This window comes from Acinetobacter endophylla, from assembly GCF_053543775.1.
The window spans coordinates 19,035-40,921 of record NZ_JBLVOM010000239.1 but is presented as its reverse complement, the minus strand read 5'-3'; the positions used below and the strand labels follow the sequence as shown (position 1 = coordinate 40,921).

21 protein-coding genes are annotated in these 21,887 nt (G+C 45.5%); 10 read left to right on the top strand and 11 right to left on the bottom strand.

Going from position 1 to position 21,887, the window contains the following annotated elements; genetic code table 11:
* Window positions 1–63: 63 nt before the first annotated feature.
* The 4 genes from ppk1 to mhpT form a co-directional block, all read right to left on the bottom strand.
* The gene (gene ppk1, locus ACNPNW_RS09920) at window positions 64–2,127 is read right to left on the bottom strand and encodes a polyphosphate kinase 1 (protein WP_448766962.1); all 2,064 of its coding nucleotides are present in this window, start codon (window positions 2,125–2,127) and stop codon (window positions 64–66) included.
* Window positions 2,128–2,305: 178 nt separating this feature from the next.
* The gene (locus ACNPNW_RS09915; RefSeq protein WP_448766961.1) at window positions 2,306–3,253 is read right to left on the bottom strand and encodes a bile acid:sodium symporter family protein; all 948 of its coding nucleotides are present in this window, start codon (window positions 3,251–3,253) and stop codon (window positions 2,306–2,308) included.
* Window positions 3,254–3,379: 126 nt separating this feature from the next.
* Entirely contained in the window at window positions 3,380–4,009 is a 630-nt protein-coding gene (gene pncA, locus ACNPNW_RS09910) for a bifunctional nicotinamidase/pyrazinamidase (protein ID WP_448766960.1), read from the bottom strand.
* Window positions 4,010–4,303: 294 nt separating this feature from the next.
* Entirely contained in the window at window positions 4,304–5,509 is a 1,206-nt protein-coding gene (mhpT, locus tag ACNPNW_RS09905; protein ID WP_448766959.1) for a 3-(3-hydroxy-phenyl)propionate transporter MhpT, read from the bottom strand.
* 724 nt (window positions 5,510–6,233) lie between these two features.
* Between mhpT and dapA the strand changes: the two genes are divergently transcribed.
* From dapA to purC, 3 genes are read left to right on the top strand one after another with little or no spacing between them, the layout of a single operon-like run.
* A complete protein-coding gene (gene dapA, locus ACNPNW_RS09900; RefSeq protein WP_004281249.1) occupies window positions 6,234–7,133 on the top strand; it encodes a 4-hydroxy-tetrahydrodipicolinate synthase in 900 nt (299 codons plus the stop codon).
* 14 nt (window positions 7,134–7,147) lie between these two features.
* Complete coding sequence (locus ACNPNW_RS09895; RefSeq protein WP_005250200.1) at window positions 7,148–7,753, top strand: hypothetical protein; 606 nt, start codon at window positions 7,148–7,150, stop codon at window positions 7,751–7,753.
* Window positions 7,754–7,789: 36 nt separating this feature from the next.
* On the top strand, window positions 7,790–8,509 hold the full coding sequence (purC, locus tag ACNPNW_RS09890) for a phosphoribosylaminoimidazolesuccinocarboxamide synthase (RefSeq protein WP_004281247.1): 720 nt from the start codon (window positions 7,790–7,792) through the stop codon (window positions 8,507–8,509).
* Window positions 8,510–8,818: 309 nt separating this feature from the next.
* Here purC and ACNPNW_RS09885 read toward each other — a convergent pair whose 3' ends face one another.
* Complete coding sequence (locus tag ACNPNW_RS09885; protein ID WP_448766958.1) at window positions 8,819–10,087, bottom strand: replication-associated recombination protein A; 1,269 nt, start codon at window positions 10,085–10,087, stop codon at window positions 8,819–8,821.
* A gap of 263 nt (window positions 10,088–10,350) precedes the next feature.
* Between ACNPNW_RS09885 and ACNPNW_RS09880 the strand changes: the two genes are divergently transcribed.
* Complete coding sequence (locus ACNPNW_RS09880) at window positions 10,351–12,486, top strand: putative bifunctional diguanylate cyclase/phosphodiesterase (protein ID WP_448766957.1); 2,136 nt, start codon at window positions 10,351–10,353, stop codon at window positions 12,484–12,486.
* Window positions 12,487–12,505: 19 nt separating this feature from the next.
* On the opposite strand, the gene ACNPNW_RS09875 is transcribed toward ACNPNW_RS09880, so the two are convergent.
* A complete protein-coding gene (locus ACNPNW_RS09875; RefSeq protein WP_100357009.1) occupies window positions 12,506–12,958 on the bottom strand; it encodes a YcgN family cysteine cluster protein in 453 nt (150 codons plus the stop codon).
* Window positions 12,959–13,150: 192 nt separating this feature from the next.
* Between ACNPNW_RS09875 and ACNPNW_RS09870 the strand changes: the two genes are divergently transcribed.
* Window positions 13,151–13,309: a DUF1328 domain-containing protein gene (locus ACNPNW_RS09870; RefSeq protein WP_004647174.1), complete on the top strand. Its 159-nt coding sequence runs from the start codon at window positions 13,151–13,153 to the stop codon at window positions 13,307–13,309.
* 123 nt (window positions 13,310–13,432) lie between these two features.
* On the opposite strand, the gene murJ is transcribed toward ACNPNW_RS09870, so the two are convergent.
* Both murJ and ampD read right to left on the bottom strand, forming a co-directional pair.
* Window positions 13,433–14,983 (bottom strand): murein biosynthesis integral membrane protein MurJ, encoded by a 1,551-nt coding sequence (murJ, locus tag ACNPNW_RS09865; protein ID WP_171248494.1) that lies wholly within the window; start codon window positions 14,981–14,983, stop codon window positions 13,433–13,435.
* Between the two features lie 60 nt (window positions 14,984–15,043).
* On the bottom strand, window positions 15,044–15,634 hold the full coding sequence (gene ampD, locus ACNPNW_RS09860; RefSeq protein WP_180180779.1) for a 1,6-anhydro-N-acetylmuramyl-L-alanine amidase AmpD: 591 nt from the start codon (window positions 15,632–15,634) through the stop codon (window positions 15,044–15,046).
* A gap of 181 nt (window positions 15,635–15,815) precedes the next feature.
* Here ampD and nadC point away from each other — a divergent pair, with 181 nt between their 5' ends.
* On the top strand, window positions 15,816–16,661 hold the full coding sequence (gene nadC / locus ACNPNW_RS09855) for a carboxylating nicotinate-nucleotide diphosphorylase (protein ID WP_005261505.1): 846 nt from the start codon (window positions 15,816–15,818) through the stop codon (window positions 16,659–16,661).
* Between the two features lie 100 nt (window positions 16,662–16,761).
* Here nadC and ACNPNW_RS09850 read toward each other — a convergent pair whose 3' ends face one another.
* Both ACNPNW_RS09850 and rph read right to left on the bottom strand, forming a co-directional pair.
* Window positions 16,762–16,959, bottom strand: coding sequence for a hypothetical protein (locus ACNPNW_RS09850; protein WP_005261504.1), 198 nt, complete (start codon window positions 16,957–16,959; stop codon window positions 16,762–16,764).
* 182 nt (window positions 16,960–17,141) lie between these two features.
* The gene (rph, locus tag ACNPNW_RS09845; RefSeq protein WP_004281238.1) at window positions 17,142–17,858 is read right to left on the bottom strand and encodes a ribonuclease PH; all 717 of its coding nucleotides are present in this window, start codon (window positions 17,856–17,858) and stop codon (window positions 17,142–17,144) included.
* Window positions 17,859–18,068: 210 nt separating this feature from the next.
* Between rph and ACNPNW_RS09840 the strand changes: the two genes are divergently transcribed.
* Entirely contained in the window at window positions 18,069–18,770 is a 702-nt protein-coding gene (locus tag ACNPNW_RS09840) for a TetR/AcrR family transcriptional regulator (protein ID WP_044108781.1), read from the top strand.
* 55 nt (window positions 18,771–18,825) lie between these two features.
* On the opposite strand, the gene ACNPNW_RS09835 is transcribed toward ACNPNW_RS09840, so the two are convergent.
* A complete protein-coding gene (locus ACNPNW_RS09835; RefSeq protein ID WP_121979808.1) occupies window positions 18,826–19,440 on the bottom strand; it encodes a thiol:disulfide interchange protein DsbA/DsbL in 615 nt (204 codons plus the stop codon).
* A gap of 227 nt (window positions 19,441–19,667) precedes the next feature.
* Between ACNPNW_RS09835 and ubiG the strand changes: the two genes are divergently transcribed.
* From ubiG to ACNPNW_RS09820, 3 genes are read left to right on the top strand one after another with little or no spacing between them, the layout of a single operon-like run.
* Window positions 19,668–20,396, top strand: coding sequence for a bifunctional 2-polyprenyl-6-hydroxyphenol methylase/3-demethylubiquinol 3-O-methyltransferase UbiG (gene ubiG / locus ACNPNW_RS09830; protein WP_448766956.1), 729 nt, complete (start codon window positions 19,668–19,670; stop codon window positions 20,394–20,396).
* On the top strand, window positions 20,393–21,082 hold the full coding sequence (locus ACNPNW_RS09825; protein WP_448766955.1) for an HAD family hydrolase: 690 nt from the start codon (window positions 20,393–20,395) through the stop codon (window positions 21,080–21,082). The genes ubiG and ACNPNW_RS09825 overlap by 4 nt, the downstream gene beginning before the upstream one ends.
* Before the next feature lie 39 nt (window positions 21,083–21,121).
* Window positions 21,122–21,868: a YciK family oxidoreductase gene (locus ACNPNW_RS09820; RefSeq protein ID WP_005094903.1), complete on the top strand. Its 747-nt coding sequence runs from the start codon at window positions 21,122–21,124 to the stop codon at window positions 21,866–21,868.
* Window positions 21,869–21,887 lie beyond the last annotated feature (19 nt).

Genomic DNA, 21,887 nt, shown 5'->3' with positions numbered 1-21,887 from the left:
GATCTAACATCCGGCTTTTTTATGGATATAAAACAAATACGCCAGCGTATCTTGGACTACCCTTTAAATTTTTAACTGTTTTTGTTCCAGCAGATATTGCTGGGCATTATAAGGCTGGGCCGGATCCTGACAGGGGACTTTATGCCACTGACCATCGGCATCTAACTCCCATGCATTTTGACAATCTTTTAAATAGCTGATCAGGCCATCTTTATAAATCCGTTTTTTCAGCGCTGGATCCAGCACCGGGAAACAGGTTTCGACCCTGGAAAACAGGTTGCGCCCCATCCAGTCAGCACTGGCACAATACAGTTTCTTGGCACCGCCATGCTCAAAATAATAGACCCGGGTATGTTCCAGGAAACGTCCTACGATTGAACGTACCCGAATGTTTTCCGACATACCGGTGACTTGTGGAATCAGGCAGCAGATTGAACGTACAATGAGGTCAATTTTCACCCCGGCCTGCGAAGCCTGATATAAGGCAGCAATTAATTGCGGTTCGGTAAGTGCATTCACTTTGATGATGATATGGGCGGCTTTGCCGGCCAAGGCAAATGCCTTTTCCTGGTCAATCAGTTTTAGCAGTTCGCTATGCAGGGTAAACGGCGCATGCAGCAAGGCTTTCAGTTTGGCCATTTTCCCCATACCGGTCAGTTCCTGGAACATGCGGTGCACATCTTCACAGATATCCGGCTGTGTGGTCATCAGGCCATAATCGGTGTACATGCCGGCATTACCGGCATGATAGTTTCCGGTACCCAGATGCGCATAACGCAGTAATTCCTGATTTTCACGCCGGACGATCAGAATCATTTTGGCATGGGTTTTATACCCCACGATGCCATAGACCACGACCGCGCCGGCTTCTTGCAGGATATTGGCCACCATAATATTAGATTCTTCATCGAAACGCGCCCGCAGTTCAATTACGGCCGTGACTTCCTTGCCATTCCGTGCGGCTTCTGCCAGCACCTGAACAATTTCCGAGTCCGGACCACTACGGTACAGCGTCTGCTTGATCGCCAGCACCGCCGGATCCTTAGCCGCTTCGCGCAGTAAAGTAATCACAGGCTGAAATGAATCAAAAGGATGATGCAGCAGTACATCCTGCGCCTTCAAAATTTCAAAAATACTTTTCTGTTTACGGAAAATTTTGGGAATGACTGGACTAAAATACGGATACTTTAATTCCGGACGCTCAAAGCTGGTACTCAGGCGGGACAAATTGATCGGTCCATCAATCCGGTACAGTTCCTGTTCCGTCAGATCAAATTCATCCAGCAAATAATCGATGATGTTCTGTGGAGAGTCATTTTCAATTTCCAGACGTACTGCACGACCAAAGCGGCGCGAACACAGTTCGTCTTTTAAAGCCACCGCCAGATCATCGACATCTTCCGACAGTACCAGATCGGCATTGCGGGTGACCCGAAAGGCATAACATCCGGTCGCTTTCATGCCCGGGAACAAATCACTGATATGCTGCTGGATGATCGCAGTTAGAAAAATCTGGGTGGTATTGTTTCCGGTGACATCTTCCGGAATTTTAATCAGGCACGGTAAGGAACGTGGTGCTGGCACAATCGCCATCTCGATTTCACGGCCAAAGGCATCTTTACCTTCCAAGCTGATAATAAAGTTCAGACTTTTATTCACCAAACGTGGAAAAGGATGTGAAGGATCCAGACTGATCGGGGTCAATACCGGTTGCACTTCTTTGGCAAAAAAGGCTGCAATCCATGCCTTGTGTTTTTCCAGAAGATCCTGGTATTGAAGAAACTGAATCCCTTGCGCCTGAAGTTCAGGCAAAATCGCATGATTCAGCACCTCATACTGTTTGTTCACTGTGGCATGAATGGACTGGGACAGTTCTTGTAGAATCAGCTCGGTGGGTACAGCATCAGGCGTCCGGGTAGTCGCATTCAGGTCTTGCTGTTTCATCAGCCCGGCAATCCTGATTTCAAAGAACTCATCCAGGTTACGGGAAAAAATAATCAGGAAGTTTAAGCGCTCTAAAATCGGTAAATTCGGATCGAGTGCTTGTGCCAAGACACGACGCTGAAATTCAAATAAGGAAAGTTCCCGATTAAAATAGGTCGCTGACGAATGCTGAAATTGTTCCATGCCCTCTCAATGCTGCTGATTACAGTCTGTTGTTTCACATCATTGAGGGGCGATCTTAGGCAGACTTCATGACACTTATGTTACAAAGCCCGATAAATCTATATAAATTAATATTCTAACTTTTTCACATTACAAAAAATCTGGTTCCCAGCTTTTTTGTGCCATCATCAAACTGCAATTAGGTGTCCGTTTTTTCAGTTTGTCTGGCAGCCCAATAAGTGGCTAAAGCTGGCCCTGAAATATTATGCCACAGACTGAAAATGGCGCTTGGCAAAGCCGTCATTGGAGATGCTGCAAAATGGGTCGCCGCCAAGGCCACACCCAGACCAGAATTCTGCATCCCGACTTCAATAGATACTGCACGACAGTCTATTTCTGCCAAGTGAAATATGCGACTGGCCCAATAACCCAGTAAATAGCCCATACCATTGTGTAAGGCCACGATCCCTAAAATCATTAAACCGGACTCCAGAATCTGGGCTTTGCTGCCGGCAATAATCGCCGCGACAATTGCCACAATTGCAATCACAGAAATCAAGGGCATTACCTGAATATAGGCCGTGACTTTTTGCTTGAGTAGCGCCCGTACGATTAAGCCCAGAATAATCGGGAATAATACCACCTGTAAGATCGACACCAGCATCGACCAAGCATTGATCTCAATCCACTGACTGGCCAATACATAGAAAATGGCCGGAGTTAAAATGGGCGCCAGTAAAGTCGAAACTGAAGTACAAGCAACAGACAAGGCGGTATTGCCCTTGGCCATATAGGTAATCACATTGGATGCAGTTCCGCCCGGACAGCAACCTACCAATATCACCCCGATCGCAATCTCTGGCGGTAGTTGAAACAATTTGCACAGCAGATAAGCCAAGCCAGGCATCACCATAAACTGGGCCACCACGCCAATCGCTACCGCTTTCGGACTTTGCAGGACACTTTTAAAATCTCCGACAGTCATGGTCATGCCCATGCCGAACATAATGATGCCCAACATCCACGGAATATAGGCCCGTAACCATACAAAAACTTCAGGGATCATCAAGGCAATGCCGGAAAAAAGTACGACCCATAAAGCAAAGGTTTTTTGGACAAATTGGCTAAACTGGAGCAAGGCTGACATGGGTTTCATCCAGGTGATATCAAGGGAGAATAAGTAAGATAAAACAGGCACCCATTGATGCCTGAATTTTTATATTCAAATATAAATAAGATCAAAGGAATATTTAAATTCTACCCCTATCCAGCTTTAAGCAGCTTGAACAATATCTTTGACATAGATACGTTTTACGCCATGCGACAGCATATCCTGCCAGGCATGTTGCAAGGAACCATTCAGGTCAATGCCCTTGGTGGCATCGGCAATCACATAGGTTTTAAAGCCCAATTTGCAGGCATCGATTGCAGTCCAGGCCACACAAAAGTCCGTAGCAATCCCAACTACAAATACGGTATCAATCCCGCGTTCACGCAGATAGCCAGCAAGACCCGTCGTGGTTTTGTGGTCAGCTTCCATAAAGGCCGAATAACTGTCGATCTGAGGATGAAAACCCTTGCGAATGATGAGTTGTGCTTGCGGTAAATTTAAATCCGGATGCAGTTCGGCATCGCGTGTCCCTTGCACACAATGCTTTGGCCATAAGACCTGACTGCCATAATCTAGCTGAATGCTATCATAGGCTGCTTTGCCGGGATGGTTGTCTGCAAAAGAAATATGGTTGTCTGGATGCCAGTCCTGGGTCAGGATAATATGCTTGAAATGCTGTCCCAATAAATTGATATTTGGAATAATCTGGTCAGCATTGGCTACAGCCAGATTACCCCCCGGGGTAAATCCTCTTTGTACGTCTACGACCAGTAAAGCAACATTATTCTGCATCTGTTTTCATCCATTGAAATCTCGATTTATGCCCAAGCATAGCGCAAAATACCCCAGTATTTTTAGCTCTGCTGCTAAAAATGGCATGACTGTGCATTCTCAGCATGCGCATATGAGCAGATCAATAGATTCATTATTTTTGACAAATATGAGACAAGTTCCGTGCTAGATCACTGCAAAAAATAAGTTTTAAGATAAAGTGATGAACTTTCTAATAATAAAACAGTGTATTTAATTCTTAAATTCTGAAAATAAAAAAGCCTGCAAAAGCAGGCTTTTTTAAATCGTTCAACCTTACACTTTAGTACGATTCACCAGGAACAGCATACATAATGCAGAAATGATGATACATGGGATCGCGGCGCTAATAACCCCAGCAGCGCCAAAACCTGCCGTCAGTAACTGACCGGCAATGACTGGCCCCAGCATGGCACCGATACGGCCAACTGCAGACGCAACACCAACACCAGTACCACGCACTTCAGTCGGATACACGATACTGCCGAAGGCATATAGTACACCCTGACAGCCAATCACGAAGGCACCGGCCAATGCGGCGGCCATATACATCTGGTTCAGCGAGCTTGCACCATTCAGCGCCAACAGACCTGCCAGAATACCGCCGTACATCAACAGGATCACATAGGCTTTCTTCCAGCGGTCGGTCAGCATACCCAAAATAATCGTACCAATCGTCGCTGTCACCATGAAGTAGAACTGTGCGGTTGAACCATCCTTACGGGTAAAGCCAAGTTCCATAAACAATGATGGCAGCCAGCTCAACATGATGTAAACCACCATCAAGGTAAAGAAGTAGCTCACCCAGATACACAGCGTACGTAACAGGTTGTCCGAATTAAACAGGTCCTTGAATGAACCCTGCGGTGCAACAGCAAGTTCTGCAGCCGTGTTGTTCTGTGCTTTCAGGTATTCCTTCGATTCAGGCAAAAATAGCATCATCAGTGGAATGGCAAAAATCGGTAACAGGCCACCGAGATAGAAAACATTTTTCCAGTTGGCGCCAAATTCAGTCGCCGCAATCAAAGATAAAATTGCTGCACCGACTGGCATGCCGCAGTACATCAAGCCCACTGCACGGCCACGGTTTTGTGGAGAGACTGCTTCAGAAGCAAGTGTGATCAGAATTGGCATCGCGCCGCCCAGACCTGCTCCAGCTAGGAAACGCACTGCCAGCAAGCTGTTAAAGCTATTGACCCAGACGGTACATAAGGTAAATACAGCAAACACTGCTGTCGACCAGATCAAGACTTTCTTACGGCCAATGCGATCTGCAAATCGACCACCAACCAGTGCACCCGGTAATAAACCCAGAATCCCTGCACTAAAAAACACACCCAACTGGGAACTATCGAGACCAAAATGCTCACGAATACCTGCAGCAGCAATTCCGGCTGCCTGAATATCTAAGCCTTCAATCACCGCAATCAGAAAACAGATCGCGACCGTGACGATAGCATGCTTATTGTCTGATCTTTCCATTGGATTATCCTTGTTCAATCAGCGTTACAAAAGACAGCCATCATCTATGAGCCTGATTGCAAAAATAACTATCAATAAGTTGAACGTTTTGCTTGGATATTTCCAAAGGGGCTGAAGTAAATGAATTGAAGATGCTGACTGATAAAGTCGCAAAAACACTTAATCAGAATCCCCTAAAGTTCAAGACTTAGAGTTTAAGGCTTATACATCAAGTTAAAAAATTAACCGATAAGAAAAAAAAATCTCAATTTATTGATATTTAAAAAAGATTAGTCTTAGTCGTTTTTGGCTTTATTTGTTTTAGTATGAGAGTGCGATCAAGATGTACGATATCTCAATTTATCCAATATAACTATTAATCCAAAATCAAAAGGCATAAAAATGGCAGTTTTCAGCTGATCTTTTTGCACAAGCCTTATCATTACTAGGTTCATTTGGGGCAATCTCCTCCTTTGTCTAGACTGGAGACATAACTTTGGTCTCAGGATTTTGCTTTATAAATCATCTTATTTATTACTTGATTGTTTCCAGAAGGCTTTGTATAAAGAATTCAGTAGCTTTTACTAAAGCATATTGTTCTTATGCGTTTGATCAGTCATAATTTGCATAAGCAATATTCAATTCAATGCAAATCTATTGAATTTGCTATAAATCAAAATACAAATCCATCCCAATTTATGTTTTCTCATTCCTTTCGGATGGACAAATAGGATAGTTTTTTAAAATGACTCAGCAAGCACAGACCATTCAAGGTTCCATAGTCGCAATCGTCACCCCTATGTTTGAAGATGGCAGCGTAGATTGGAAGGGTCTCGAGAAGCTGGTTGAATGGCATATTGCAGAGGGCACCAACAGTATTGTTGCCGTTGGAACAACAGGCGAAGCCTCTACTCTCAGCATGAGTGAACACACCCAGGTGATCAAAGAAATCATTCGTGTGGCCAACAAACGTATTCCTATTATTGCTGGCACAGGTGCGAACTCGACCCGTGAAGCGATCGAACTGACCCGCGAAGCTAAAGAGCTGGGGGCAGATGCCGCTTTACTAGTAACGCCGTATTATAACAAACCGACTCAGGAAGGCTTGTATCAGCATTATAAAGCCATTGCTGAAGCCGTTGATCTGCCACAGATTCTTTATAATGTTCCGGGCCGTACCGGTGTGGATATGGCCAATGAAACCGTGATTCGCCTGGCAGATATTCCACAAATTATCGGTATTAAAGATGCGACTGGCGATGTACCGCGCGGTGCTGAACTGCTGCAAGGCCTTGTAGGCAAAGACATGACTGTTTATTCAGGTGATGATGCCACTGCATATCAACTGATCGGTCATGGCGCCAAAGGTAATATCTCGGTGACAGCGAACGTTGCTCCGAAAGCCATGAGCGAAGTGTGTGCTGCTGCCATTGCCGGTGATGCAGCTACAGCTGAACAGTTAAATGCTCAGGTTGCAAATTTACACAATATTTTATTTTGCGAATCGAACCCAATTCCTGTGAAATGGGCACTCCATGATATGGGCTTAATTGGTACAGGTATTCGCCTTCCATTAACACCACTTGCAGAACAATATCGCGCTCCGCTTCATGAAGCACTGGTCGAAGCGGGCGTTATTAAATAAAAGAGCACAAGATTATGCAATTACGTTTAGGACTTAGCCTTACACTTTCAGTATTCAGTTTGGCAGGTTGTAGTTCAATGGCCTTTAATAACGGCACTTTAGACTATAAAGAGACTACTACCCTGGAAGCTTTACAATATCCTGAAGGCGCCATGGTTCGTCCTGCAACGCCATTGTATCCTGCTCCAACAGTTGATCCGCTTGCAATTGAACATGCACCGAAGCTTGAAAACCAGCGTGGCAACCGTTTTGCCTTGCCACGCCCACAAGCGCAGACTGAAAACTCAAATACAGCTGATCTAACCGAAACCAATACGGTGGGTCGACCACAGTTGGTCACTGACGGAAATCTTAATCCGCTGCTTAAAATTGAGGGAAATTCTGCTACAATTTGGCAATATACACTTGCCACCCTCAGCAGTCTGAATCATAGCATCGTTGCGCAGAGCAAAAATCGTTATGAAGTCACGATTAAGGTCGATCAGCAGACCTATGTATTAAGATTATCTTCTGTCGGTTCGAGTAATAACCTCGCTGTGTTCAATGCCGATAACAGTTTTGCCGACCGTGAAAAAGCCGCAGAACTGCTTAACCAGATTTACCAAAATTGGCCAGCCTAGACATTTCTAGGCATTTTTTTTGTAAAAGGTTCCCTCATGTTAAAACAAACCTTGCTCTATACTGGTAAAGCGAAATCTGTCTACACCACAGACAGTTCAGACCATCTGATTTTAGTCTTTCGCGATGATGCCTCAGCATTCAATGGCGAAAAAATTGAGCAACTAGATCGTAAAGGCAAGGTGAACAACCGTTTTAACGCCTTCATCATGGAAAAACTGGCAGAAGCGGGAATTGAGACCCACTTTGAAAAGCTACTGACTCCAAATGAAGTGCTGGTGAAAAAACTGGATATGATCCCGGTTGAATGTGTGATCCGTAACTATGCAGCAGGTTCTTTATGCCGCCGCCTGGGTGTGGAAGAAGGCAAGGAACTGACTCCTCCAACATTTGAATTGTTCTTTAAAGATGATGCGCTTGGCGATCCAATGGTCAATGAATCACAAGCCATTGCTTTAGGTTGGGCAACTGCTGAACAATTGGCGAAAATGAAAGAATTGACTTACCAAGTGAACGACGTGCTTAAAGCATTGTTTGACGCAGGTAACATGATTCTGGTCGATTTCAAACTTGAATTTGGTGTGTTCCACGACCGTATCGTACTTGGTGATGAATTCTCTCCAGACGGTTGCCGTCTATGGGACAAAGACACCAAGAAAAAACTGGATAAAGACCGTTTCCGTCAAGGTTTAGGCGGCGTGGTTGAAGCCTATGAAGAAGTGGCTGGCCGTTTAGGTATCAACCTGGACAACATCTAATCTGGAAATGCGCAGATTCGAAAAAACCGAGCTTTTTAGCTCGGTTTTTTTATTTCCGGTTTTTAATCGGAAAAATAAATTTTTATTATTAAAATGATCGTTTTTACATCAAAAACTATCTGCATTAATATTATCTCATACCAGGCAAATCAGTGAATTGATGCACTTAGCTCCATATTTGCCGACCAGATTTTTCCTCTACCCTCTAGGATGTTATCTCCCTCAAAAAACATCCTACTTTCAGCCCAATTCACCTTGAATTGGGCTTTTTTTACTCTGTTCAATTAGTTGAGATACCCAGCTTTATTGCTACTGTTGTTGCTGTTGCCAACGGCGTTGCTGTAAACGCTCCCCTTCAACTTCACGTTTATTACGTGCTGATTCATACAGTTTGGTATTTTTCAATTCTGGCGGCATATATTCTTGCAGCACAAAATGCTCAGGATAATTATGCGGATACAGATAATCCACGCCATAGCCCTGTTCTTTCATCAGTTTGGTCGGTGCATTCCTTAAGTGCAAAGGCACTGGCAGATTTGAGGTTTTATCTGCGAGTTCCATCGCCTTGTTAATCGCCAGATAGGTACTATTACTTTTGGCACTGGTCGCTAGATAAACCGCACATTGTCCCAAAATAATCCTGCATTCCGGCATGCCTACGGCTTGCACAGAACGGAAACATTCACCAGCCAATAGCAAAGCATTTGGATTGGAGTTGCCGATATCTTCGGATGCGGCAATCAACATGCGCCGTGCAATGAATACCGGATCTTCACCGCCTTTGAGCATGCGTGCCATCCAGTACAGGGCCGCATCTGGGTCACTGCCGCGAATTGATTTAATAAAGGCCGAAACTAAATCATAGTGCTGCTCACCAGACTTGTCATAGCGGGCAATATTTTGCTGTGCCACTTTCACCACCACCGCATTGGTAATGATATTTTCCATATCCGCTTCAAAGGTACTGGCAATCAGATCCAGTAAATTCAGCGCCTTGCGGGCATCTCCTGCCGCGAACTGGATCAGGGCATCAAATTCTTCAATCAGGATATGTCTTTCCTGTAAGAAAGAGTCATTTTGCAAGGCTTGCGTCAACAAAGTCTGAATCGATTCAGCACTCAACGCATTCAGGCTATACACCTGACAACGTGATAACAAAGCACTATTCACTTCGAAAGACGGGTTTTCGGTGGTGGCGCCAATCAGGGTAATTTTGCCTTTCTCGACCGCATTTAATAATGCATCCTGCTGGGATTTATTAAAACGGTGAATTTCGTCAATAAACACCACTGGCGTCAGCAAATCGCCACCTTCGGCAATGATTTCACGTAGCTCTTTCACGCCGGTATTCAGGGCAGACAGACTGATAAAAGGCCGGTCTACCGCTTGAGCCAATAATAAGGCAATGGTAGTTTTGCCGACCCCGGGAGGTCCCCAAAAAATGATCGAAGGCAGATGCCCCTGATCAATCATCTGGCGTAAGGGCGCCTGCTCACCCAGCAAATGTTCCTGCCCGATAATCTGTGTAAGGTCGCGTGGCCGTAAGCGTTCTGGAAGCGGGATATGACTATCTGACATGTTATTATTGGCTCAAACTAAATTCTGATCTCATTCTAACATCAGCAGTTTTGATTCCAAGAATGCAAACATCAAGCATAAAAAATTAATTTATGTAGATATCCTCTATTTTTTTAATTCTGAATGAATTAATCTCTATAAAAGCGAATAATTTGAACATGATTAATTGTGAATTAATTACAGTGTAATTTTCATATTGTTTATTCTAATTAAAAGAAACTTATCTCGCCCCTTGGGCACTTTTGGGTTGTAGTGGTGAATGCATGAAGCATGATAAATTTGAACAGGGAGCTGTGAGTCGGTCTAAGCCACTGACGTCATCATCACTGATTGCACCCCACGTTCACTTGTCTGAATCGGTTTTGTTAAAAAATCTGATCGATGCCTTACCGCAACCCTTGTGGGTCAGCAACAAAAAACATCTGCAATATTTTAACGATGCCTTGACTGATTATCTTGGCGTGAACCTGAATGAACAGGGTCATCCGCAATGGCAGAGCTTTATTCATGCAGAAGACTTGCAGCTGTTTTTAGCGCAGTGGCATGCTGCGCTGGATCAGCATCAGAACTTTGAAACCCAGTGCCGGATTAAACGCAGTGATACCCATTATCGCATGTGTACCCTGGCGGTAAAATTTCATCATGAAGTTGACCATTTGCTGCAATGGGCAGTTTCCCTGACCGATGTGCATGATTATTTTGAGATCCAGCAGCAACTTTCTCAAATTGTTTCAACCCAAGAAAACATGCTGGATGCCAGTGCAGACTGCATTAACATCATCAGCCCTGAAGGCGAGATTCGGAATAGTAACTCTGGCTGTCTGGCACAAGCCAATCAGACCGCAGAACAAGATCAGGATCATTCATTGTGCTGGCTAAATCGTTTAAGCCCTGAAGCCCGAAAATCCGGGCAGCGTGCTTTAAAACAGGCGGCCCAAGGCTTAAACAGCCGTTTTTCCAGCAAAGTCCAGATCGAAGATCAACCGATCCAATATTGGGATCATCTGCTGACGCCAATTCTGGATCAGCAGAATATTACCCAAAATATCCTCTGTGTATCACGCAATATCAGTCAGCAAAAAATTGCAGAAACCCGTTTAAAAGAAGTGATTAAACGGGATGAACTGACTGGCCTGTATAATCGTAGTACTTTCTATAAAACCTTTAAGCAGGTACTGTTAAAGACCAAACAACAGCAGACCATGGCAGGTTTATTGCTGATTGATCTGGACTATTTCCGGCATATTAATGACACCTTGGGCCATATTGCCGGCGATCATCTGTTACATGTCTTAGGCAAACGCTTCCAGACTTGTTTCGGTCCGAATACCATCATCGCCCGTTTGGGTGGTGATGAATTTGCTGTGCTGGTCAAAAATTTGGAAAGTGAAGAGCAACTGCTGACAACGGCGCAAATGGCCTATGCCCAGCTAGATCAGCCTATTAATTATGTCGGCAATAGCATCAGCAGTGCCATGAGTATAGGCTGTGCCATCTATCCACGTGATGCCTTAAATACCTCGAATCTGCTGAAATGTGCCGATATCGCCTTAAATGACCTGAAAAATAGTGGTCGTGGTGGCATCCGCATGTTTAATCAGGAAATGTGTGGATCACTGGAAAATATGACCAAGCAGCTGACTCTGGCACGCAAGATTATTCTCGCCGATCAGATCATTCCCTATTACCAGCCCAAGGTCCGTCTTTCTGATGGTGCAGTGATCGGTTTTGAAGCGCTATTACGCTGGCAAGATCAGAATCAGAACATTCAGTTACCTTCCGAAATTTTTGGTGCCTTTCAAGACTATGAGCTCGCCTCACGCATCAGTGAGACCATGCAGCTGAAAGTTTTCGCCGACATGAGCCGCTGGCAGGCCCAAGGTCTGGATCTGTTGCCGATTTCAATCAATGCTGCACCAGTTGAATTCCTGCGCGATGACTATGCCGAAAAACTGTTGGCACGCCTGTCCAATTTTGATGTTCCTGCACATAAAGTTGAACTGGAAATTACCGAACAAAGCCTGTCCGAACATGGCGCCAATTATGTGGTCCGTGCCCTCAACCTGCTGAAACAGGCCGGAATCCAGATCTCACTGGATGATTTTGGCACCGGACATTCTTCGCTGACCCGCTTGCAGGACTATCCGGTCGATTGCATCAAGATTGACCGAAACTTTGTAGAGCGCATGAACAGTGACCCATCTGCCCTGGCTATTGTCAAAGCCATTACTCAGATTGGCTCCAGTATTGCACTAGATGTTCTGGTGGAAGGGATCGAAAATACAGAACAGCTGGATACCCTGATTCATTGTGACTGTCAGATTGGACAGGGATTCTATTTCTATCGTCCGATGGCCGGTGCTTCGGCCCAAGCCCTACTCCATCCAGCAGATCAATAAACGAATCACGCAGGCCGATTTAACGCACCCAACGTACGATATAGTCTTCGATGTCATCTTCATGAATGTCGCTTTCACTCAGGCAGCGCCCTGCTGCCGACTTGCGTGCCTGAATCACACTTTGCCGTGAACCGCTAATCAGATAATGCCAGGATGGCAGGCTTTTGCCCTGCTCTACCCGGCGATAGGCACAACTCGAAGGCAACCAGTGAATCGTTTCCAGCTTCTCTGGCGTGAGCTGAATACAGTCCGGCACATATTGCAAACGATCTGGATAATTGGAACAACGCGCAGTGCTACAATCCAGTAATTTGCAGGCCACTTTGGTATATGCGACTTCCTGAGTATCTTCATCTTCCAGTTTAATCAGACAACATAATCCGCAACCATCACACAAGGCCTCCCACTCGACTTGCGTCAGTTCAGCAAGTGAATAGTTTTTCCAGAATTCGGGACGTAAAGTATCGCTCATGATCAGGTCGGCATATTCAAAAATCAGCTTATTATAGCAGCCTGAACCCTGCAGACCTACCGCCTCAAATTCTTATTACTATCACGTAAACTATTGTTAAATCATAGACAGTTCATCAACAAAACACTAACAGTCGCTGGAATCGTTTATTTCTATACTAAATTTGAAAATAAAAACACATGGAGAATATATATGTTTCGCTGGGCTATTATTTTTGCTGTTATTGCATTAATTGCGAGTCTACTTGGTTTCGGTGGCGTCGCAGGCTTGTCTAAGGATTTTGCAATTATCTTGTTGGTAATTGCGGTGATTCTTGCGATCGTTGGTTTTCTTTCGCGCGGCAAGGTCTAGATTTACGCTAGACCTGTTCAAAGCAAGTGTTAGCTTTCAAAAAACAAGAGCCTTCTGGCTCTTGTTTTTTTATGGGTATTTTAATGATCTATTTTGATCAACAATTTTTCTTTCAATATGAACTTAAGGTTTTAAATGACGTGGTCTAAAACCCGCTACCAGCAAGGCTGCAACGTACGCCACCACACCCACAACACATAAGATCAATACTTCTAAAACACGCATCCATTGTGATACATCTGCGTTATACCAGCTTAGGGCATAGGCCAGAGCCGCAATCATCACCACATTGGCAAACATGAATTGCAGGAAGATTTTTTTCCAGTGCGAACCAAAACGGAAAATATCACGCTTATGCAGATAATAATAAAGCAAACCGGCATTGACCATGGCTGAACCCGTCGATGCCAACGCAAGGGCCATATGCTCTGCTTCCCAGTCAATCAGCTTGAAGAAACCGATAAAGATCACGTTCAGAATCGCATTGGCCGCCACAGCCATCAGACCGACCCGCACCGGGGTTCTGGTATCCTGCTTTGCATAAAAACCGGGTGCAAAGACTTTAATCAACATAAAGGCAATCACACCACCGCTCATACATTGCAGTGCCAATGCCGTCATCTGGGTATCTTCAAAGGTGAACTGACCACGTTCAAACAGGGCCTGAATAATCGGAGTCGACAGCATAAACAGCGCAATACTGGCGGGTAGACCAGCCATCACAATGACTTTGGCTGCCCAGTCCATCATGCCACGGAATTTTTCCGGATTCTGTTCAGTATGTCGTGCTGATAAGGACGGCAGAATCACAGTACCAATTGCAACACCAATGAGTCCTAGTGGCAATTCAGTCATACGCTCGGCACTATACAACCAAGACACCGAACCATCCTGCATGAATGAGGCCCAAATGGTATTTAATAGCAGGTTAATTTGCGTGACAGATACACCAAATAATGCCGGCAGCATCAACTTCATGATGCGATCTACGCCTTCATGCTTGAAGTCAATTTTCGGTGGAATCAGCAAGTTTTTACGCCACAATTCCGGAATCTGGATGGCCAGCTGTAAAATACCAGCAATGATCACAGCCCAGCCCAGCGCCATAATCGGCTCGGCCATATAAGGCGTAAGCCAGAGCGCTCCGGCAATCATCGCCACATTCAGCAAGACCGGTGCAAATGCTGGCGTGCTAAAAGAGCCATAACTGTTCAGAATACTGCTGGCAAAAGCCGTCAGTGACATGAACAGCAAATAAGGAATGGTCAGGCGGAACATGTTGGTCGCCAGAGCGAACTTTTCAGGATCGCTATGGAAACCGGGCGCATAGATATACATGATCAATGGCGCAGCAATGATCGCGACCATGGTCAACGTCGTCATGACCGTCGCCAGACAGCCAAACACCCGGCTAATCAAGATCTGGACTTCGGTATGCGTGCGACTGGTTTTATATTCGGTCAGTACCGGAATAAACGCCTGTGAAAATGCGCCTTCGGCAAATAAACGCCTGAAAAAGTTTGGAATACGAAATGCGACTACGAAGGTATCGAAGTCTTTACCAGCACCAAAGACATTCAGTAAAACAATATCTCGAACCAATCCCAGTACGCGTGACAACATGGTCATCGCACTTACAATGACGGTCGAACGCCAAAGCGCCATCCTATTCACCTAATGTATAAATTTGTGGCTATTGTAATGAAACTTTTGTCAGAAGTTCATTGCTTAATTTCATCGCTCAAGCGAGCTTGAGGTGTTTTTATAATGCTGTAACTGTGTACGAAAATCAGCCCAGTTAAAATACGGTCCCGGATCGGTCTTACGGCCCGGTGCAATATCCGAATGCCCGGCAATATGCTGCTGAATCTTAGAATAATGCTGTTGCAGACAGGCCGTGACTTTCACCAAGGCCTGATATTGTTCAGTTTCAAAAGGCAAGTCATCACTGCCTTCCAGCTCAATCCCGATCGAATAATCATTACATTCTTTTTTGCCCAAATAGGTCGAGCGGCCGGCATGCCAGGCACGGTCATTAAAATTGACAAATTGCAGTACTTCGCCAGATCGTAAAATCAGCAAATGGGTCGACACCTGCATTCCTTCAATGGTTTGAAAATAGGGATGTACCGACCAGTCCAGCTGATTCTGAAAAAACTGCTCAATATAACCGCCGCCAAACTGTGAAGGTGGCAGGCTGATATTGTGAATCACCAGCAATTGAATCTCGGTCTGTTCTGGCCGCTGATTAAAATTGGGAGACGGGATTTGACGTGCACCGATTAGTTGCCCGTCCGTGACCTGAAACTCAGCTGCCTGTTGCATAAAACCGTTCTCCCCAAAATAAAATCTGCAAGATCAGCATTGCAGCCGACTTCATGCTAAAACTTTCAAGGAGAAATCTCAATTCATCCCGGCAAACTGGATGAAAAATCGCTCATCTTTTATGTAACGGTGCTAAGATAAGGCGCAATTTTCACGGCTTAAAAAAGATACGGAAATACTCATGCGCATATCTCAAGCTTTGCTCGACCAGTCGATTCAGATCAATATTCAACAAGCACTTTCAGAAGATATCGGTGACGGTGATATTACTGCTCTGCTAACTCCTGAAGATGAACAGGCCACTGCCACCATCATTAGCCGTGAAGACATGGTTTTGGCCGGTCAGCCTTGGGTAAATGCCTTGATTCAGGCCTATGATCCGAGCGTTGAAGTGATCTGGCTGAAAAATGATGGCGATCATGTTCAAGCCAATCAAGCATTTTTAAAACTGGCCGGATCTGCACGTAGCCTACTCACCGTGGAGCGCCCTGCGCTAAACTTTGTCCAAACGCTGTCTGCGGTTGCGACTAAAACCGCCCACTATGTCAAAGAGCTACAAGGCTTAAATACCAAACTGCTCGATACCCGCAAAACACTTCCGGGTCTGCGTATTGCACAAAAATATGCCGTGGCCATTGGCGGTGGTCAGAACCATCGTTTGGGCCTGTTCGATGCCTTTTTGATTAAAGAAAATCATATTATGGCAGCGGGTGGCATTACCCAGGCGATTGCCAAGGCCCATCAGATTGCGCCGGGCAAACCAGTTGAAGTCGAAGTGGAAACTTGGGATGAGCTGAATCAGGCACTCGAAGCCCATGCCGATATCGTGATGCTAGACAATTTCACTCAGCAGCAGATGATCGACGCGGTGCAACATGTGGCCGGTCGCTGCAAACTGGAAGCCTCAGGCAACATCACGATTGATAATTTACGTGAAGTCGCGAGTACCGGCGTAGATTATATTTCTATGGGTGTATTGACCAAAGATGTCAAAGCCATTGATCTGTCGATGCGTTTCAATGCTTAAGCCTAAATGGGATAGATGACCGTAGAGGGTGCGAAGCACCCTTTTTTTATTTTTAGAAAAATTTTTTGCGTATATTTTGCTCAATTTTCTATCTTAGACCTTAATCATCATCGTCGTCCCGATTACCTCGGCGATCGCGGTCATCATCGTCACCATCACGGTCGTTATATCTTCCGCTATCCTCATCACGATCCTGATTTAATACTGAACGCTCGTCATCTTCACGATTATTGCCCCAGTCACAGGCAGTTAATCCAAACACGCCCAGCAATGAAATTGCACAAAGCCACTGTTTCATGTCGCATTCCTCATTGTGATCTCGCCTGATCCAATATCGGTTTAAAACCGGTTCAGATATAGCCGATTCATGTCGGATTTTTGTCAGGAAGTTTTGTAATGCATTTTTTGGATACAGTTGCAGAGTGAAATTTCAGGCATAAAAAAACGCATCCGGAGATGCGTTTCTCAGCATGGGATGGATTACCAGCCTAAAGCTTCTTGCTGTTTTTTCACCAGTTCCTGGATGCCTTTCTCGGCCATTTCCAGCATGGCATTCGATTGTGCGCGGGTAAATGGTTTGTCTTCTGCAGTACCTTGAATTTCAATAAATTCACCAGCCTGAGTCATCACCACATTCAAATCGGTTTGACAGTTTGAATCTTCTTCATAGCAAAGATCCAGTAAAACTTCATCTTTGAAAATACCAACAGAAACCGCAGCCACCAAACCTTTTAATGGATCATGTTTGATTTTTTTTCTTTCCAGCAAGACGTTCATGGCATCGACCAAGGCCACCGCAGCACCGGTAATCGCTGCAGTACGGGTACCGCCATCGGCCTGAATTACATCACAGTCGATGGTAATGGTATTTTCACCCAGCTTTTTCAGATCGACCATTGAGCGCAAGCTACGACCAATCAGACGCTGAATCTCCTGGGTACGGCCACTCTGTTTGCCACGTGCCGCTTCACGGTCACTACGGGTATGAGTTGAACGTGGCAACATGCCATATTCAGCAGTCACCCAGCCTTGGCCCTGACCTTTGAGGAAACGCGGTACAGAACTATCCACACTGGCAGTACAGAGTACTTTGGTATGACCAAATTCAACCAATACAGAGCCTTCCGCATAACGTGTATAGTTACGGGTAATTTTCACTTCACGTAATTGATCTAATGCTCGCTGGTCGATACGCATAATAAGTCCTGTATGGGTTCAAAATAATTGCGGCTCAGTATAGCAGAAGCCTTTGCCAAGATTAGGCAGCCTGGTGATTCATTTACAAAATCAATGCATCAGCTCGCTACGAGATGTCAAAATTCTGCCGATCTGTGGCAATACGATTTGATTTAATTTTTGCTAGACTAAAACTCCCTATGAGGGAAGCCAGTGACAGGAAACCCATTTATGTCCTTACGTGAAGATCGCAAGCAGCAAAGTCATCAGGCACTACTCGATGCGACACTAGCATTCAGCAGTCAGGGTCGTGCTTTCAGCACGATCAGTCTGCGTGAAGTTGCGAATGCGGTCGAACTGGTACCGACGGCGTTCTATCGGCACTTTCAGGATATGAACCAGCTGGGCCTGGAATTGCTGGATCAGGTTGCGATTCATATCAAGGGTGTCCTCAATCAGCTGGGACAGGCTTATCTGTATCAGCCGAATACCCGAACTCACACGGGACTTGAACTCTTTTTTCAGGCGGTCGAATACCATCCTGAACCCTGGATTTTTTTTGTGGCAGAACGTTGGGGCGGTTCGGACGTATTACGTGCCGGAATTGAACGGGAAATTCATTTTCTGGCTGAAGATGTCATGCATGAACTGGCCAAGATGCAATCTACCCGACATATTCAGGCACCACAGGACTTGCAGGCTCTGGCACAGATGCTGATTGAGCTGTTTCTGAACTGGGCCATGGGCTGGATTCATCTGCAGCATCAGGCTGATCCAGATCTGCGCCGCGCCCAATCCAATGCCTTTAAAACCCAAAGTGTGCTACAGATGCAACTCTTGCTGCGTGGCATTTTGCACTGGTACCGGCGACCTGCCGAAACAGTTGAAACCGCAAGCCCTGTGCTCAATGAAGCGGTCATTCCTCCAGTCTAAATAAAAAAAACCTGCATCATGATGCAGGTTTTTTTTACTGATCGTCAGTTCAGACTTATTTGGCTTTACGCTCTTTCTCGATCAGGTAATTCACCACCTGAATGACTTTGGCATCATTACCCTGCACAATATATTTACCATTCACGGTCACTGCCGGAACACCACTTAACTGATACTGAGCAGCCAGATTTTTGGCTTGGGCAATTTTCGAAGTGATCGGGAAAGATTTATAGGTGCTGTTAAATTTTGCTTCAGAAATACCATAGCGGGTATAGAACTTAGCCAGTTGTGCCTGTTCTAAAATTGGACGTTGCTTGTCATGAATATCATGGAATAATTGTAAATGTGCTTTTTGACGCACACCCAATGCTTCAGACACATAATAAGCACGTGCTGCCTGTTCCCAGAGTGGATTCATTGCAGCCGGCGTACGTACAAAACGTACATCTTTTGGTAATTTTTTCAACCAGCCCTGCATATGTGGTTCAAGCGCGAAACAGTGACCACAGCCGTACCAGAAGAATTCACGTACCTCAATTCTGCCCGGTTTTTCGACTTTGACTGGTTTTGCAACCACCTGATAGTCCTGACCTGCCACAAAATTGGCCATAGCATTGCCTGAAAAGGCCAAAACAGATGCGGCAACAGTGCCTAAAAGGAATTTTTTCATTCGGATTATCGTCCTCTAAATCATTATGCTTAGTTTATGTGTTCACTATAAATCAATTATGCCGGTTTCGTTTTCATTCTGTGAACTTTTTTGCTGCTTTTATCGCTTTTTCTGCCAGAATCGCTACACTAAACCATCGAACTGATTTTCAAGGTTTTAAATCAGTTTCTCTGGCCATTCGGCACATATATATTTTTAGCTAATCATGACTGATTGAGGTGACACCGATGTCGCAATTGAATGTTGATCCACAAGAAATTGCCAAGTTTGAAGCATTTGCAGCTATATGGTGGGATCAGCATTCCGAGTTCCGCCCCTTGCACATGATTAATCCACTGCGTTTAAACTGGATTGATGAACATGCCGGAGGCCTGAGCGGCAAAAAAGTGCTGGATGTCGGCTGTGGTGGCGGTATTCTGGCCGAAAGCATGGCGCGACGCGGTGCCGATGTACTCGGGATTGATATGGGCGCAGCCCCTTTAAATGTGGCACGCATCCATGCCGAACAGGAAGGTGTGAACAATATTGAATATCGTCAGGTGCCGGTTGAGCAACTGGCAGAGGAACAGGCTGGCCAATATGACATCGTGACCTGCATGGAAATGCTAGAGCATGTGCCAGATCCGGCATCGATTATTCAGGCCTGTCACAAGCTGGTCAAGCCAGGTGGTCATGTATTCTTCTCGACCATTAACCGTAATCCAAAGTCCTATTTATTTGCGATTATCGGGGCAGAATATGTCTTGCGCATGCTGGCCAAAGGCACCCATGATTACAGCAAATTTATCAAGCCGTCTGAACTGGCACATGACATTCGCAACTCAGGTTTAAAGCTTAAAGACATGACTGGTCTGCACTATAATCCGCTGACCAAGCGTTATTGGCTGGCACCGAATGTTGATGTGAACTATATGGTCTATACCGTGAAAGATAGCGCAGCAGAGACCATAGCATGAAAGCCGTTTTATTTGACCTCGATGGTACCCTAATTGATACCGCTGCCGATTTTATCCGGATTATCCAGCAGATGTGCCGTGAAGAAGGCCGCGCACTGGTTGAACCCGAGCTGATTCGCACCCAGGTCTCCGAAGGTGCTCGTGCTATGGTGAAACTGGTTTATCCGGAACTGCAACTGGAAGATCCGATATTTCTAGCCCATCGTCAGCGTTTTCTGGATATGTATGGCGCAGATATTGCGGTCGATACCGATCTGTTTGATGGGATGTATCCATTACTTGAACAGCTAGAGGAAAATGACATTCCTTGGGGGATTGTGACCAATAAACCGCGCTGGCTCAGCGAGGCTTTACTGCAAGCGCTGAACCTGAGTGAACGCTGCGCAGTGCTGGTATGTCCGGAAGATGTCACTCGGACCAAACCCGATCCTGAACCGATGTATCTGGCAGCCAAGCAACTGAATCTTGCCGCGGAAGACTGTATCTATGTCGGAGATCATCCCCGAGATATTGATGCCGGCCGTCATGCCCAGATGCTGACCATTCTGGCTGCTTATGGTTATTTGCCGTTGCAATACAAAGACGATTTAAACGCCTGGCAGGCCGACCATATCGTGCATACTGTGACAGAATTACATCAATTGATTCAGACACTAGTACTGAAGCAGCATACTGCGGTATCTTGAACGCTTAACACTAAATAATAAGAAGTGAGGAGGTAGATAATGAAATATTCAGCATATCAACCTCGCCCCGATCTGCTCAAGGATCGTATCATCCTAATCACAGGTGCGGGCGATGGCATTGGACGTGCAGCAGCAATCAGTTATGCCTTGCATGGCGCAACTGTGGTGCTGCATGGGCGTACCTTAAACAAACTCGAAGTCATTTATGATGAAATTGAAAGTTTGGGTGCGCCGCAACCTGCCATCTTGCCGCTACAACTATCGAGTGCGTCAGAACGTGATTATGAGCTTTTGCTCGATACGCTAGACCGTCAGTTTGGTCGTTTGGACGGCATTCTGCACAATGCCGGCATTTTAGGCGAACGGGTTCCCTTGGCGGATTATCCGGTCAATGTCTGGGATGATGTGATGGCGGTCAATCTGCGTGCACCCTTTGTCATGACCCAAGCGCTGTTACCGTTATTATCCAAATCCGAACATGCTTCTGTGGTTTTTGCCAGCTCAGGTGTAGGCCGCGAAGCCCGCGAACGCTGGGGTGCGTATTCGGTTTCTAAAATTGCTATTGAAGCGGTAAGCCAGTTATTTGCCAAAGAGCAGGTACATCCGAATATCCGTTATAACTGCATCAATCCCGGGGCAACGCGGACTGCCATGCGCGCCAAGGCCTATCCGAATGAAGATCCGAAAACCCTGCCTACCCCCGATTCAATCATGCCGGCTTATCTATATTTGATGGGTAATGACAGCCTGCATATGAATGGCCAGAGTATTGATGCACAGGATTAAATTATTCTGTCTGTCATTC

Excerpts from the sequence above, each read along its gene's own strand:
- ACNPNW_RS09915 (WP_448766961.1), bottom strand. The coding sequence starts at position 3,253 with ATGTCAGCCTTGCTCCAGTTTAGCCAATTTGTCCAAAAAACCTTTGCT.
- ACNPNW_RS09820 (WP_005094903.1), top strand. The coding sequence starts at position 21,122 with ATGAAATATTCAGCATATCAACCTCGCCCCGATCTGCTCAAGGATCGT.
- ACNPNW_RS09885 (WP_448766958.1), bottom strand. The coding sequence starts at position 10,087 with ATGTCAGATAGTCATATCCCGCTTCCAGAACGCTTACGGCCACGCGAC.
- ACNPNW_RS09875 (WP_100357009.1), bottom strand. The coding sequence starts at position 12,958 with ATGAGCGATACTTTACGTCCCGAATTCTGGAAAAACTATTCACTTGCT.
- purC (WP_004281247.1), top strand. The coding sequence starts at position 7,790 with ATGTTAAAACAAACCTTGCTCTATACTGGTAAAGCGAAATCTGTCTAC.
- ACNPNW_RS09840 (WP_044108781.1), top strand. The coding sequence starts at position 18,069 with ATGTCCTTACGTGAAGATCGCAAGCAGCAAAGTCATCAGGCACTACTC.
- ACNPNW_RS09825 (WP_448766955.1), top strand. The coding sequence starts at position 20,393 with ATGAAAGCCGTTTTATTTGACCTCGATGGTACCCTAATTGATACCGCT.
- ACNPNW_RS09895 (WP_005250200.1), top strand. The coding sequence starts at position 7,148 with ATGCAATTACGTTTAGGACTTAGCCTTACACTTTCAGTATTCAGTTTG.
- ACNPNW_RS09880 (WP_448766957.1), top strand. The coding sequence starts at position 10,351 with ATGAAGCATGATAAATTTGAACAGGGAGCTGTGAGTCGGTCTAAGCCA.
- dapA (WP_004281249.1), top strand. The coding sequence starts at position 6,234 with ATGACTCAGCAAGCACAGACCATTCAAGGTTCCATAGTCGCAATCGTC.
- mhpT (WP_448766959.1), bottom strand. The coding sequence starts at position 5,509 with ATGGAAAGATCAGACAATAAGCATGCTATCGTCACGGTCGCGATCTGT.
- ACNPNW_RS09850 (WP_005261504.1), bottom strand. The coding sequence starts at position 16,959 with ATGAAACAGTGGCTTTGTGCAATTTCATTGCTGGGCGTGTTTGGATTA.
- ACNPNW_RS09870 (WP_004647174.1), top strand. The coding sequence starts at position 13,151 with ATGTTTCGCTGGGCTATTATTTTTGCTGTTATTGCATTAATTGCGAGT.
- nadC (WP_005261505.1), top strand. The coding sequence starts at position 15,816 with ATGCGCATATCTCAAGCTTTGCTCGACCAGTCGATTCAGATCAATATT.
- pncA (WP_448766960.1), bottom strand. The coding sequence starts at position 4,009 with ATGCAGAATAATGTTGCTTTACTGGTCGTAGACGTACAAAGAGGATTT.
- rph (WP_004281238.1), bottom strand. The coding sequence starts at position 17,858 with ATGCGTATCGACCAGCGAGCATTAGATCAATTACGTGAAGTGAAAATT.
- ACNPNW_RS09835 (WP_121979808.1), bottom strand. The coding sequence starts at position 19,440 with ATGAAAAAATTCCTTTTAGGCACTGTTGCCGCATCTGTTTTGGCCTTT.
- ubiG (WP_448766956.1), top strand. The coding sequence starts at position 19,668 with ATGTCGCAATTGAATGTTGATCCACAAGAAATTGCCAAGTTTGAAGCA.
- ppk1 (WP_448766962.1), bottom strand. The coding sequence starts at position 2,127 with ATGGAACAATTTCAGCATTCGTCAGCGACCTATTTTAATCGGGAACTT.
- ampD (WP_180180779.1), bottom strand. The coding sequence starts at position 15,634 with ATGCAACAGGCAGCTGAGTTTCAGGTCACGGACGGGCAACTAATCGGT.